Raw genomic sequence first — 13,884 nt, 5'->3', positions numbered from 1 at the left:
CAACTGAACGACGACGCGTATCGGGAGAAGATGGCCGACGCGATCATGAGCGGCATCAAGCGCTATTTCGCGGCGAATCCGCCGTTGGCGAAGAACCGCATGACCTGACGCCACGCCGGGCGACAGCATTCAACGCGCCGGTGAAAACCGCTGCACGACCCAACCGCCGAGCACATTCACCGCCAGCCCCGCCATCACCAGCAAGGCGCCCGCGATCTGCGCCGCCGACAACTGCTCGTCGAGAAACAAGGACGCCGACGCCAGCCCGACAATCGGCACCAGCAGCGAGAACGGCGCCACCTGGCTCGCCGGATAGCGCGACAGGAGCCGGCTCCACAGACCATAGCCGATCAGCGTCGCGATAAACGCGAGATAGACGATGGCAAAAATCGACATCGCGCTGATCCCGGACAGCGCCGCGACGATCCGCTGCGGCCCCTCGAACGCATACGACAGCGCGAAAAACGGCAACGGTGGAATCAGGCTGCCCCACACCACCAACCCGACCAGATCGACCTTGCCGACCTTCTTCGTGACGATATTGCCGAGCGCCCACGAACACGCGGCGCACAGCGTAAGGACGAAACCGGCGAGCGTCATTGCATGGCCGCCTTGCATGCCGATTACCGCGAGACCGCCCGCCGCGATCAGCAAACCGACGACATTCGGCACGCGAAAACGCTCATGCAGAAACAGCGCCGCGAAAATCAGCGTGAAAAATGCCTGCGCCTGCAACACGAGCGAAGCGAGCCCCGCCGGCATGCCCACATACATCGCCGAGAACAGGAAAGCGAACTGCCCGAACGAAATCGTCGCGCCGTAAGCGAACAGCCAGCGCCACGGCATTTGCGGTCGCTTGACGAAAAACACCGCCGGCACGGCGGCGAGCGTGAAACGCAGCGCGCCGAGCAACATTGGCGGCACGCCGTGCAGGCCCACCTTGATCACGACGAAATTGACGCCCCACGCAACCACGACGACCAGCGCGAGCAGAAAGTCCCTGGGCGACATCCCAGTCTCCATTTGATTGTTCGATCCGGCAGTTTAGCGGAGCTTGCAGCGTCAGGGGATGGCGCGCATTACGGAATCCCGGAGCGGCAACGCGGCGCAAACCGTCGTGATTCCGCCCTCCGCAGTAGAATCGTCCATTAAGCAAAATCCGACTCTCCCTTCCAGCCGAGCCTGCCCATGTCCTCCTCGATCAAAGCAGTTCTCAAACCGCATCTGCGCGACGTCGGCAGCCTCACTGTGCGGCGTGTGCTGCCGGCCATGGCGGCACGCCTGATCGGCCCGTTTATCTTCTTCGACCACATGGGGCCCGCCACGCTCGAACCCGGTGTCGGACTCGACGTGCGTCCGCACCCGCATATCGGCCTTGCAACCGTCACGTATCTGTTCGAAGGCTCGATCATGCATCGCGACAGCCTCGGCTCCGAGCAGAAGATCGTCCCAGGCGACGTCAACTGGATGACGGCCGGCCGCGGCATCGTCCATTCCGAGCGCACACCGGCCGAAGATCGTGCGAGCGGCCTGACCATGCACGGCATTCAGACCTGGGTCGCGCTGCCGCTCGACGACGAAGACATTGAACCGTCCTTCTCGCATCACGCGGCCGACACGCTGCCGGTGGTCGAGCGCAACGGCGTCACGCTGCGCGTGATTGCGGGCACCGCGTTCGGTGAAACCTCGCCGGTCGCCACCTTTTCCGGCACGCTGTACGTGGCCGCGGAGTTCGCCCCGGGCGGCGCGTTCGCGCTCGAGCCGGAGCACGAGGAACGCGGCGTCTATCTGGTGGACGGCGATCTGGAGATCGACGGCGCAGCACTCGAAGTGGGTCAGATGGCCGTGCTCGCGCTCGACGAAACCGTCACGCTGGCCAGCACCCACGGCGCGCGCGTCATGCTGCTCGGTGGCGAAAAACTGGATGGCGAGCGCTTTATCGAATGGAACTTCGTCGCCAGCTCACGCGAAAAGATCGAAGCCGCGAAGCAGGCGTGGACCCATCAGGAAATGGGCAAGGTACCGGGTGAAACCGAATGGATTCCGCTGCCGGAAAGAAAATAAGCGCCAATCAGTGCAAGTAAAAGTGAGCGCGTGGCGCATTGAATTCGCCGCGCCCGGCCCCACCCAGCCAACAAACCGATTTATCGAAGAGGATGCAATGGACACCACGCTGGCCACTTTCGAACAGGACGTCATCGCGGCGTCGACACTGGCCCCTGTGCTGGTCGATTTCTGGGCGCCGTGGTGCGGTCCCTGCAAAACGCTCGGCCCGATGCTGGAGAAGCTCGAAGCCGAAGCCGCCGGCAAATGGAAGCTGGTGAAGGTGAACGTCGACGAGAATCAGGAACTGGCTGCGCACTTCCAGGTGCGCAGCATTCCGCACGTCATGGCGTTTGCCGAAGGCCAGCCGGTCGATCAATTCGTCGGCGTGCTGCCGGAAGGCCAGTTGCGCGAGTTTCTTGAGCGCCTCGTGCCGCAAGGCGCGGACGCGGCACGTCTTGGAGCGCAGACCGCGTTGGCCGAAGGCCGTCGCGAAGATGCCTACATCGCGCTGCAAGCCGCACTCGCCCACGATCCGGGCTTCGACGAAGCGCGCATGGATCTCATCGAGATGCTGCTCGAAGACAACCGCATCGACGAAGCGCGCAATGAAGTCGACCTGTTGTCGCCGAAAACCACGCAAGGGATCGACGCCCGCTTCAATGCGCTCAAGACGCGACTCGACGCTGTGGACGCGGCGGCGAATCTGCCGCCCACGGACGCACTTGACGCCAAAGTCGCAGCTAACCCGGACGATCTCGAAGCGCGCTTCGATCTGGCTAGCGCGCTGATCGCCCGCCTCAAATATGAGGGTGCGCTCGAGCACCTGTTGGCTATCGTGCAACGCGACCGCGCGTTCCGTGAAGACATCGGCCGTAAAACGATGCTGTCGGTGTTCGATCTCGCTGCGCATCAACCGGAGCTGGTGTCGAAATGGCGGCGCAAGCTGAGCGCGTTGTTGTTCTAATCTGCACTGTATTCGGGTGCGGCGAGGGAGCCGCATCCGAATACAGTGCGACATAAACTGCATGGAACCGCCCGACCAAATCAACGCCTTGCCGTTCGAACTGCATGCGCCCTGAAGGAATCAACGCCCTGCCGTTCGAACGCGGCGACGCTGTATTGCGCTACCGCATCAAATCGCCGCCTGCTTCGCCAATGCCCGCAATACATGCGCGGCCGCAGCAAAACCGAAACTTGCGGTCACACACACGCTCGATCCAAATCCCGCACAGTTCAATCCCACCGGTCCCGTATGACCCGGCGACGTCGTGACATGCTCTGCTTCCTCGTCGATATCGCACACGGCGGCTTCCGGATAGATCAGCGGCTCGTCTGAATACACCGCGCTCACCTTGAACTTCGCCTTCGGGCCACGCGGAAAACCATGCTGTTTGCGCAACTGCCCGCGCACTTTCGACAGCAACGGGTCTTGAATCGTCAACGCGAGATCGTCGATCCGAATGCGCGTCGGGTCCAGTTGGCCACCCGCGCCGCCCACCGTAATCAACGGCTGCTTCTTCTCGACGCACCACGCGATCAACGCGGTCTTGGTGCGCACGCTGTCGATCGCATCGATCACGTAGTCGAAACCACCGCCGAGCGTCGCCGCAAAATTGTCCGGCTCGACGAAGTCTTCAACCAGCCGCACGTCGCAGAACGGATTGATTGCCGCGACGCGTTCGGCCATGGCCTCGACCTTCGGTTTTCCGTAGTTACCGTCCAGCGCGTGGATCTGGCGGTTAGTGTTGCTCTCGGCGACATTGTCGAGATCGATCAAGGTCAGCGTGCCGACCGCGCTGCGCGCCAACGCTTCCGCCACCCACGAGCCGACCCCGCCGATGCCGATCACGGCAACGTGGGCCCTTTCGAACGCAGCAAGCGCCGGCGCGCCGTACAGGCGGGCAACGCCGCCGAAGCGCCGCTCGCGGTCGGCGGTTTCCCGCCCGTCGAGGCTGGTAGTAAAATCGGAATGCGCGGTAGTGCTGGACATGGTGGAAGGCTCGTTCAAAGCAGGCAAAACAGAAAGTGATAAAAACGCTCAGGCATGCTCACGCGTTCGCAGTCCGTATTTTGCCTGATCGCGACGATCCACATGGCCGTACCCACTTAGGCGCGAATGGCCGCAATGGTGGCGTGGATGTCCACACAGCGCGGCGGGGCTTGACCTGGTTGCGCGCAAAAAATTCACTCCCTGGCTATACTGGCTGTACTGTAGCGTTCGCATAAGAACATGACCTCCTCACTCGCCGAACTTCGAAAAAACTATTCACTGGGTTCTTTGGACGTTGCCGATGTCAACCGCAACCCGTTTCGTCAATTCGATTCGTGGTTTCAACAAGCGGTAGACGCCGAACTGCCCGAACCGAATACGATGACGCTGGCCACAGTCGACTCGCGTGGCCGGCCATCGGCGCGCATCGTGCTGATCAAAGGCGTCGACGAGCGTGGCTTTGTGTTCTTCACCAATTACGAAAGCCGCAAGGGCCGCGAACTGACCGCCAATCCCTACGCGAGCCTGCTGTTCTACTGGATCGAACTCGAACGCCAGGTGCGCGTCGAGGGCAGCATTGTCAAAACCAGTGCGGTAGAAAGCGATACGTATTTCGCGTCGCGCCCGCTTGGTTCACGCATCGGTGCGTGGGCATCCAATCAAAGTCAGGTAATTGAAAGCCGTTCGCAGCTCGAAACACGCGAACGCGAAATCAGCCTGCAATACGGCGACCAACCGCCACGCCCACCGCACTGGGGCGGATATCGTTTGGTACCCGAAGCAATCGAATTCTGGCAGGGCCGGCCGTCGCGCTTGCACGACCGTCTGCTCTACACGCGTTCAAGCGAAAGTAGCGACTGGCAAATCTCCCGCCTATCGCCTTGAATGAATTGGAATACAACACGTACGCGCGTTGCCAACGCAGCAGCGCGCGGCGGCCGGATTGCGCTCCATGGCATGGGAGTCGCGCCGCAGTGAGCAGCGATCCGCACAGGCTTTGCTTTAATTCAACGGACACGGAGAAATCACATGTTCTGGGAGAAGAAGCTGGCGCAGTGGGTGGAAGAAGTAAAAACCAAGGCTAACCTGCCAGCACGCCTTGTGCTGTGGGACGGCCAGCAACACGACTTCGGGCAGTTCGCCGCGCCTCGGGTCACGCTACATGTCAAAAGCGCCACAGCGCTGCCGTATCTGCTCGAACCGAGCCTCGACAATCTGGGCGAGGCGTATGTGAAGGGCAAGATCGACATCGAAGGCAAGCTGTCGGACATCATCAACATCGGCTATCAGCTGGCGCGCAACACCGTCACGAGCGCGAGCAAGCTGGCGCGCGTACGGCGCTACTTCCATCACTCGAAGTCGTCGGACAAGAAGGCCATTCAGTATCACTACGACGTCTCGAACGAGTTCTACAAGCTGTGGCTCGACGAGAACATGGTGTACTCGTGTGCGTACTTCGAGAATGGCGATGAAGATCTCGCCACCGCGCAGATCAAGAAGATCGACCACATTCTCACCAAGATCCAGTTGCAACCGGGGCAGCGTCTGCTCGATATCGGCTGCGGCTGGGGCGCGCTCGTCCTGCGCGCGGCGCAGAAATTCGGCGCCCAGTGCGTCGGCGTGACGCTGTCGCAGAACCAGTTCGATCTCGCTACCGCACGCGTGAAAGCCGCCGGCCTGGAAAACCAGATCGAGATTCGTCTGCAGGATTATCGCGACATCGACGGACAGTTCGACCGCATCACCAGCGTCGGTATGTTCGAGCACGTCGGCCGCAAGAATCTGCCGGGCTACTTCCAGAAGATCCACGATCTGCTCGTCGACGACGGCGTCGCCATGAATCACGGCATCACGTCGAGCGATTCGGACAGCGGCGAAACCGCGCTGGGCGGTGGCGAATTCATCGACCGCTATGTCTTTCCGGACGGCGAACTGCCGCACATCAGCCTCGCGCTCGAAGCGATGCAGCGCGGCGGGCTCGAAGCGGTTGACGTCGAAAGCCTGCGCCGTCACTATGCGCACACGCTGGACATCTGGGCGGAAAACTTCGAGGCGCATGCGGACGAAGCCCGCAAGCTGGTCGACGACGAAAAATTCCGCATCTGGCGCGTGTACCTCGCCGGTTGCGCGTACGCGTTCGAAACCGACGACGTCTCGATCTTCCAGGTGGTCTGCCGCAAAGCCGGTCGCAGTGCGAAGACCCTGCCGTGGTCGCGCCGCTATATGTATGACAAATCGCTGTGATACGGTTGCGCCGCGGCGATGTGCCTCGCCGCGTTCCGGAGCTGCGTGCATTGCACGGCGGGCCGACGCGGCGCAAACCTTAAACAGCAGGTCGAACATCGATGGACCAGAGCGGGACAAGCGAAGTTGAACAGCCTGTGAGCGGCGAGCAGGACGCACAGGCCGACACCGTGCAGTTCGATCTGTTCGGGATGCCGGTGGAGCAAACGCCGGCCAAGTCCGATGCCGGCGGCAAGCCGCGCCCGGCGCCTGGCGAGGCCGACTTCGTGCCTGCAACCGCAGTTGCAGCGGCAGCCGCCACGGCGCAGCCTGAGCCGCGACGTCAGCCGCGCGCGCAGGCAAGCAGCGCCACCTCACTTTGGCAGGATGAGGAGGTGGTGCCTGCAGGCGCGGCCGATCCTGATTCCAACGCCGCGCCAGTCGCTGCCCCTCACTCACTGAAAAAACGCCGCTCGCGCGACGTTCTCGCCGCGGCCCCCTCTCCTGAACTCCTGGCGCTCGCCGCCGAACTGCCGTCGCAGGTCCATCTCGGCACATCGACATGGTCGTTTCCGGGCTGGAACGGCATCGTCTACGGTGACGACTACAGCAACAGCAAACTCTCGCGCGAAGGTTTGACGGCTTATGGCGCGCATCCGCTGTTAAAGACAGTCAACATCGACCGGTCGTTTTACCAGGCGCTCAGCGTCACCGAATACTTACGCTACGCACAGCAGGTACCGGAGCACTTCCGCTTCATCGTCAAAGCGCCGATGACGATCACCGACGCCACCGTGCGCGCCGAACGCGGTGAGCCGGTCTCGTTGAACCCCTGCTTTCTGAACGCGCAAATGGCGATCGACGAGTTTGTCACGCCGTGTCTCGAAGGTCTCGGCGCGAAAGCCGGTGCGCTGGTGTTCCAGCTCTCGCCGCTGCCCGACCAGATGCTCGCGCAACCAGCGGCATTCATCGAGCGCCTCGCCGAGTTCCTGACTGCGCTGCCGAAATTGCCTGAAGGCACGTGCTACGCGATTGAAATCCGCGACGCGAGTTTGCTCACGCCGCGTTTCATCCGCACGCTAAAAGCGGCGGGGGTGCGGTATTGCGTGGGGATTCATGCACGGATGCCTGATCCGCTGCGTCAGGCGGCAGCGCTCGCGCTGCTGGACGGCGAGCCGGCCGGCCCGCTGATCGTCCGCTGGAGTTTGCACGGCGGCTTCAAATACGAGCAGGCGAAGGCCAAGTACGAACCGTTCAACCAGCTGGTCGATCAGGATCCGGCAACCCGCGCCTCGCTCGCCGAGCTGGCCGCGCGCTATGCGCTGGCCGGCCAGCCGGTGGTGATCGCGGTCAACAACAAGGCTGAAGGTTCCGCGCCATTAAGCTGCGTGGAACTGGCGCGGGAGATCATCGAAGCGTATGCGCGCCTGGCTCACGAGCACGAATACGAGGATGAGCAAACGCGGCCGGACGAGCCCGAATAGCACAACGGCGCAGAACCCGGCAAGGCGGGCTAAGCGACGCCGCGCCGACTCAGCTCGCTTTGATCCGATGCGCGAACTTCTGACGAAACTTCGCGACCTTCGGCGCCACCACGAACGAGCAGTACCCCTGATTGGGATGCTGCGCGAAATAGTTCTGGTGATACGCTTCGGCCGGCCAGTAGTTGCCGTCGAGCGGCAGCACCTGGGTGACGATCTGGCCGTCGTAGATAGCCTGTTCGCCGATCTCGCTGATCGCCTGCCGGGCCGTTTCACGCTGCGCGTCGGAATGGGTAAAAATCACCGAGCGGTATTGCGTGCCCACATCGTTGCCCTGCCGGTTCAACTGGGTCGGATCGTGGATCACGAAAAAAATATCGAGAATCTCGCGATAGCTGATCTTCGCCGGATCGAAGTCGACGTTCACGACTTCCGCGTGGCCCGTCACACCATCGCATACCTGTTCATAGGTCGGCCGCTGCGTCTGGCCGCCCGCATAGCCCGACTCCACCGCGTTCACGCCTTCGACGCCCAGATACACCGCTTCGAGGCACCAGAAACACCCGCCACCAAGAGTGGCGACTTCGCCTGTCTGACTCATGCTGCTTGCTCCTTGATTCCCATAGTCGGCTGATGCCTGCCTCACCTGATCGCAACGCTCATGCCTGCGTCGAGACTTTCCAGCTTAGCGGTTTTTCCATTTACCGGCAGGCGTCGCGGCCAGTCCACCGCGATTACAGTTAAAATTGGGACAAATCGACGATTTTCACTATGACTTTTGAATCATTTGTTTCCGGCCGCACGCGCGATGGGTTCAGCCCGGGCTTCACCCGGTGCGGCACCAAGGCTTCCGCCCAATGAAGCGCGCCAGCCCACCCAATTTCGACCAGCCCGCCTTTAAACAGGCGCTCAGCCAATTCGCCACCGGTGTCACTGTCATTACAACGCGCGCAGCGTCCGGCCAATTGATCGGCATCACGGCCAGCTCGTTCAATTCGGTTTCGCTCAATCCGCCGCTGGTGCTGTGGAGCCTCGCGACGCGCTCGGCGTCGATGCCGGTGTTCCGGGCGAACAGTCATTACGTGGTCAATGTGTTGGCTGCGTCACAGCTCGATCTGTGCAAACGCTTCGCCACGGTGAAGGGCGATCGTTTCGAAGGCGTTTCGCATGCCGAAGGCGACACCGGCATGCCGGTGCTCGACGGCGCGCTCGCCTGGTTCGAATGCCATAACCGCAGCCGTTACGAAGAAGGCGACCACGTGATTTTCGTCGGCGAGGTGGAGCGCTGCGGCGTCCACGAGCATGCTGCGGGGATTGCGCCGCTGGTCTTCCAGAACGGCCAGTTTCACGGACTCAAGCGACTCTGAACGCGGCGCCGGTGTGTCTGCATATCAACAGCGGCAGCAAGTAACGGTACATGCCGATGCAAGCTGACCGGCCGCTCGCATTCAACTATGCGACGCGCTGTGTCCGCTGGTTTTCGGCACGAGCGACACTGGCACGCCCGAATCTTCCTTCAGCGTCTGCAGCACGATATTCGAACGAATATCCATCACGCCAGGCGCTTTATAAAGACACTGCAGCACGAAATCCGAATAGTGTTTGAGATTGTGCGCGAGCACCCGCAGCAGATAATGGGTCTCGCCGGTCACGACAAACGCGCCGACCACTTCCGGCCAATCCCGCACCGCCTCCGCAAAACGCTCGTGCCAGTTCTCCTGGTCGTTGCGCATCGACACCTGCACAAACGCTTCCAGCTCGAAACCCAGCACTTCGCGATTCAGACACGCGCGGTAATGTTCGATGACGCCCTGCTCTTCGAGCAGGCGCAGGCGTCGTAGACAGGCCGATGGCGAGAGCGAAATGCGCTCCGCGAGGTCAAGATTGCTGATCCGTCCTTCTTGCTGAAGCACCGTCAAGATACGGCAATCGGTGGCGTCGAGCGAGATCGCGTTCATATTCGGTCTCCCTTTCCCATTTGTCTCAAATTATGTTCCAAGACACTGAGCAGAAGGAGATTTTTTCGCAATCACATTTCGCGGCAAGCCACCTATCATTCCGGGATAGACACAATCCGCCGATGGAGACATGGACACACTCTGGGACATCACCCCCGCCGTCGATACCGCGACGCCCGTCTGGCCCGGCGATACGCCGGTCGGCATCGAACGCGTATGGCGCATGGAGGCGGGCTCGCCCGTCAACGTCGCGCGACTGACCTTGTCGCCGCACACCGGCGCCCACACCGACGCCCCGCTTCACTACGACGCAGAAGGCGCCGCGATCGGGCAAGTTCCGCTCGACGCGTACCTTGGACGCTGCCGTGTGATTCATTGCATCGGCGCTTCGCCTGTTGTCACGCCACAACACCTGAGCGGCACGCTCGACGACCTGCCGCCGCGAGTCTTACTACGCACTTACAAAAGCGCGCCGACTGCGGGCTGGGACAGCGCATTCTGCGCGGTCGCGCCCGAAACAATCGATCTGCTGGCCGCGAAAGGTGTCAAGCTGATCGGCATCGATACGCCCTCGCTCGATCCGCAGGAATCGAAGACGATGGACGCGCACCACCGGATTCGCGCGCACCGCATGGCGATCCTCGAAGGCATCGTGCTGGATGCCGTCGCGCCCGGTGACTACGAACTGATCGCGCTGCCGCTCAAGCTGACTACGCTCGACGCGAGCCCCGTGCGCGCGGTGTTGCGTGCGCTGCCAGAAGCTCGCTGATCATCGACGCCCTGCAAATTGAATCACCGAACTCATCGCATCCACCGAACTCTCTGATCTGACTGACTGGACCATCATGAACACTCGTGAAGAAGCACTGGCGCTCGATAGCGCCGACCCGCTCGCAACGCTGCGCGACCAGTTCGCGCTGTCGCCGACCACCATCTATCTCGACGGCAACTCGCTCGGCGTTCCGCCGGCCGCCGCCGCACAACGCGCGCAGACAGTGATCGGCGCCGAGTGGGGCGAAGGTCTGATCCGCAGCTGGAACACCGCCGGCTGGTTCGAATTGCCGCGCCGCCTTGGCAACAAGCTCGCGCCGCTGATCGGTGCAGCCGAAAACGAAGTGGTCGTCACCGATACGATTTCGATCAACCTGTTCAAGCTTTTGTCGGCTGCCGTGCGCTTGGCAAACGCACGCGATCCGAAACGTCGCGTGATCGTTTCCGAGCGTTCGAATTTCCCGACCGATCTGTACATCGCACAAGGGCTGATCGAACAGCTCGACCGCGGCTATGAACTGCGACTCGTCGACGATCCGTCCGAGTTGCCCGCTGCGATCGGCGACGACACCGCAATCGCCATGATCACGCACGTGAACTATCGCACCGGCTACATGCACGACATGGCCGCGCTGACCAACCTGATCCACGACAAGGGCGCGCTCGCGCTGTGGGACCTCGCACATTCGGCAGGCGCGGTGCCGGTCGACCTGAATGCCGTCGGCGTCGACTACGCAGTAGGGTGCACGTACAAGTATCTGAATGGCGGCCCGGGTTCGCCCGCATTCGTTTGGGTGCCCAAGCGTCATCAAAACGATTTCGCGCAGCCGTTGTCCGGCTGGTGGGGACATCGCGCGCCATTCAAGATGGACCCGGCGTATCAACCCGATGACGGCATCGGCCGCTTCCTGTGCGGCACGCAGCCGATGGTGTCGATGTCGCTCGTCGAATGCGGGCTCGATGTGTTCCTGCAAACGGATATGCAGGCGATCCGCGCGAAGTCGCTCGCGCTGACCGATTTGTTTATCGAACTGGTCGAAGCGCGTTGCGGCGAGTTTCCTTTGAAGCTCGTGACGCCGCGTGCGCATGCACAGCGCGGTTCGCATGCGAGCTTCGAGCATCCGCATGGGTATGAAGTGATGCAGGCGTTGATCGCGCGTGGCGTGATCGGCGACTATCGCGAGCCTCATGTGCTGCGGTTCGGTTTTACGCCGCTGTACACGCGCTTTGTCGACGTATGGGATGCGGTCGAGACGCTGCGCGATGTGCTTGCGCAAGAGACCTGGCGGGCACCTGAATTTGCCGCCCGCGGCGCTGTGACCTGAGGAGCGCGCGATGACCGATCACATGCAAACGCCGGGATTGCCGGAAGAGAAACCGGCGCAAGGGTGCCCGTTTGGGTATGGCAGCGGGGCTGCTCAGGCGGCGTCTCCTGGTTCCGCTGCGCAGCTGGCTCCTTCGGCTTCAGATTCCGGCGACGGCTGGCATGACGCGCAGCTCGATTTTTCGGAGTCGATGAGTTACGGCGACTATCTGTCGCTGGGGACGGTGTTGGACGCGCAGCATCCATTGTCGCCGGATCACAATGAGATGCTGTTCATCATCCAGCATCAGACGAGCGAGTTGTGGATGAAGCTCGCGCTGTACGAGTTGCGCGCGGCGTTGAAAGCAGTGCATCGCGATGAATTGCCGCCGGCGTTCAAGATGCTTGCTCGCGTGTCGCGCATCATGGAGCAGCTTGTGCAGGCATGGAGTGTTCTCGCAACGATGACCCCGTCCGAGTACACGGCGATGCGACCTTATCTGGGTAGCTCTTCCGGGTTTCAGTCTTATCAGTATCGGCAGATCGAGTTTTTGCTCGGCAATAAGAATGAGCAGATGCTGAAGCCGCATGCACATCGGCCGGATGTTCTTGCTGAGGTGACGGCTTCGCTGGAAGCGCCTTCGTTTTACGACGAGGTGGTTCGGCTGCTGTCGCGGCGTGGGTTTGAGATTTCACCGTCGAGGTTGGATCGTGATTGGACGCAGCCGACTACGCATGATGCTTCTGTTGAGGCTGCGTGGCTGGAGGTCTATCGGAATCCTTCGCAACATTGGGAGTTGTATGAGATGGCGGAGGAACTTGTCGATCTCGAGGATGCGTTTCGACAGTGGCGGTTTAGGCATGTGACGACGGTTGAGCGGATTATCGGATTCAAGCAAGGCACGGGCGGTACGAGTGGTGCGCCTTATCTGCGGAAGATGCTCGATGTGGTTTTGTTTCCTGAGCTTTGGCATGTGAGGACGATGCTTTAAAGCGTCTTTGTGTCTTTGCGTCTTTGCGTCTTTGTGTCTTTGCGTCTTTGCCAATGCGCGATGCATTGGCAACGTTCACGAAACACGTGGCAACCCGTAGACACGTCGGTTTGAATGTAAAGATTGGTCATAACTCGCGCGTTTAGCCTGTGCGGTTGATCGTCTTGAAAAACGGTTGGGTTAGATTTCTATTTGCCGTTGGAAAGACGGCCGGGTGTGAGAGCCCGCAGCGCAAAGCCGCACTATCTGCGAAAGTGGAGAGTGCGCAACCAGACACGTCTATGTCTATGGGCGGGCTGTGGTGAGGGAGTCGCAAGGCTCGCCGGTTTTGGTTTTGCGCCCGGTCTCTCAAACTCGCTACGTGCCCGCTCACCCAACGATTAGTTCGCGAGTGTCGGGCGATTCACGAACGCACCGGAAATCGCACATGGCCAAAACCACCAAGAAAACTCAACCTGCATCACGCCCGCCTGTTGATGCGCTCCAGTACGAAAAACTTGCACTGTCGGCGTTTGGAGCATGCGACCGACAAATCCGACAGCTTCGAACACTGATTGATCTCGCAGCGAGCATCAATCGATGCCCTGCTACGACGGTTGAGGAAAGACGCCGTGAGCGCAACCTGCTGGAACACTTGCTCTATACCGTCGAGCAATACCAGCAGGAAGTTGAATGCGACCGCGATCTGTACCAGGTGATTGCGCTCGATGCGAAGGGAGTTGCCCACAGTCGCATCACGGCCAAACTTGCGGCACAGCTTCTTTCAGATGCTGCGCAGGCGGGACGCGATGCAGGGGAAACGGCAGCCGAAACCGAGGCTGCGCCAGACAATGCTGTGACGCGCAAGCAGGAACGCGTAAAAACTGCCGTATGTGCGCGGGCTGACGCAAAGCAGGCGACGGCGAAGCACTAGCGCGCTCTAGAGTCGTCGACCTGCAAGCTAACGAAAGCCAACTACTCACACGAAGGGCCAAGTGGACTAGAGCGTGTTAGGAACTTTGGAGTACTGGTACTGCATGAACAAGCATGAGCATGGTGAAGACCACGAAATGAAGCCCGGCAAGTGTTTCGGGTAGCCTTTCGTAATCACGCGCGAGGCGGCGGAATCGATTAAGCCAGC

The 13,884-nt window shown here is 61.1% G+C and carries 14 protein-coding genes and 1 pseudogene; 10 read left to right on the top strand and 5 right to left on the bottom strand.

Annotation, left to right across the window (positions count from 1 at the left end; genetic code table 11):
• Positions 1-129 precede the first annotated feature (129 nt).
• Positions 130-1,011, bottom strand: coding sequence for an EamA family transporter (locus VFE81_RS06040; RefSeq protein WP_325043722.1), 882 nt, complete (start codon positions 1,009-1,011; stop codon positions 130-132).
• A gap of 177 nt (positions 1,012-1,188) precedes the next feature.
• On the opposite strand from VFE81_RS06040, the gene VFE81_RS06035 reads away from it, so the two are divergent.
• Together VFE81_RS06035 and trxA are read left to right on the top strand one after the other, a co-directional pair.
• A complete protein-coding gene (locus tag VFE81_RS06035) occupies positions 1,189-2,064 on the top strand; it encodes a pirin family protein (RefSeq protein ID WP_325043721.1) in 876 nt (291 codons plus the stop codon).
• 97 nt (positions 2,065-2,161) lie between these two features.
• Entirely contained in the window at positions 2,162-3,010 is an 849-nt protein-coding gene (gene trxA / locus VFE81_RS06030) for a thioredoxin (RefSeq protein WP_325043720.1), read from the top strand.
• A 168-nt stretch (positions 3,011-3,178) separates the two neighbouring features.
• On the opposite strand, the gene tcdA is transcribed toward trxA, so the two are convergent.
• On the bottom strand, positions 3,179-4,036 hold the full coding sequence (tcdA, locus tag VFE81_RS06025) for a tRNA cyclic N6-threonylcarbamoyladenosine(37) synthase TcdA (protein WP_325043719.1): 858 nt from the start codon (positions 4,034-4,036) through the stop codon (positions 3,179-3,181).
• 240 nt (positions 4,037-4,276) lie between these two features.
• On the opposite strand from tcdA, the gene pdxH reads away from it, so the two are divergent.
• From pdxH to VFE81_RS06010, 3 genes are all read left to right on the top strand, one after another.
• On the top strand, positions 4,277-4,921 hold the full coding sequence (gene pdxH, locus VFE81_RS06020; protein ID WP_325043718.1) for a pyridoxamine 5'-phosphate oxidase: 645 nt from the start codon (positions 4,277-4,279) through the stop codon (positions 4,919-4,921).
• A 144-nt stretch (positions 4,922-5,065) separates the two neighbouring features.
• Positions 5,066-6,280: a cyclopropane-fatty-acyl-phospholipid synthase family protein gene (locus tag VFE81_RS06015; RefSeq protein WP_325043717.1), complete on the top strand. Its 1,215-nt coding sequence runs from the start codon at positions 5,066-5,068 to the stop codon at positions 6,278-6,280.
• Positions 6,281-6,381: 101 nt separating this feature from the next.
• Entirely contained in the window at positions 6,382-7,743 is a 1,362-nt protein-coding gene (locus VFE81_RS06010) for a DUF72 domain-containing protein (protein ID WP_325043716.1), read from the top strand.
• Positions 7,744-7,792: 49 nt separating this feature from the next.
• Here VFE81_RS06010 and msrA read toward each other — a convergent pair whose 3' ends face one another.
• Positions 7,793-8,341: a peptide-methionine (S)-S-oxide reductase MsrA gene (gene msrA, locus VFE81_RS06005; RefSeq protein WP_325043715.1), complete on the bottom strand. Its 549-nt coding sequence runs from the start codon at positions 8,339-8,341 to the stop codon at positions 7,793-7,795.
• Between the two features lie 256 nt (positions 8,342-8,597).
• On the opposite strand from msrA, the gene VFE81_RS06000 reads away from it, so the two are divergent.
• Entirely contained in the window at positions 8,598-9,107 is a 510-nt protein-coding gene (locus VFE81_RS06000; protein ID WP_325043714.1) for a flavin reductase family protein, read from the top strand.
• Positions 9,108-9,188: 81 nt separating this feature from the next.
• Here the strand turns inward: VFE81_RS06000 and VFE81_RS05995 are convergent, their stop codons facing one another.
• On the bottom strand, positions 9,189-9,698 hold the full coding sequence (locus tag VFE81_RS05995) for an Lrp/AsnC family transcriptional regulator (RefSeq protein ID WP_325043713.1): 510 nt from the start codon (positions 9,696-9,698) through the stop codon (positions 9,189-9,191).
• A gap of 130 nt (positions 9,699-9,828) precedes the next feature.
• Between VFE81_RS05995 and kynB the strand changes: the two genes are divergently transcribed.
• The 4 genes from kynB to VFE81_RS05975 all read left to right on the top strand — a co-directional run bounded on the left by kynB (position 9,829) and on the right by VFE81_RS05975 (position 13,677).
• A complete protein-coding gene (kynB, locus tag VFE81_RS05990; RefSeq protein WP_325043712.1) occupies positions 9,829-10,467 on the top strand; it encodes an arylformamidase in 639 nt (212 codons plus the stop codon).
• A gap of 76 nt (positions 10,468-10,543) precedes the next feature.
• Positions 10,544-11,794: a kynureninase gene (gene kynU / locus VFE81_RS05985; protein WP_325043711.1), complete on the top strand. Its 1,251-nt coding sequence runs from the start codon at positions 10,544-10,546 to the stop codon at positions 11,792-11,794.
• Positions 11,795-11,804: 10 nt separating this feature from the next.
• Positions 11,805-12,764, top strand: coding sequence for a tryptophan 2,3-dioxygenase (gene kynA, locus VFE81_RS05980; RefSeq protein WP_325043710.1), 960 nt, complete (start codon positions 11,805-11,807; stop codon positions 12,762-12,764).
• Between the two features lie 427 nt (positions 12,765-13,191).
• Entirely contained in the window at positions 13,192-13,677 is a 486-nt protein-coding gene (locus VFE81_RS05975; RefSeq protein ID WP_325043709.1) for a hypothetical protein, read from the top strand.
• Between the two features lie 76 nt (positions 13,678-13,753).
• Here VFE81_RS05975 and VFE81_RS05970 read toward each other — a convergent pair.
• Positions 13,754-13,884: pseudogene (locus VFE81_RS05970) on the bottom strand (IS5/IS1182 family transposase); the annotation flags it as partial.

This window comes from Paraburkholderia sp. (genome assembly GCF_035656215.1).
Lineage (GTDB): Bacteria > Pseudomonadota > Gammaproteobacteria > Burkholderiales > Burkholderiaceae > Paraburkholderia.
Note: the sequence above shows the minus strand (reverse complement) of the source record. Positions and strands in the feature narration are given on the sequence as shown.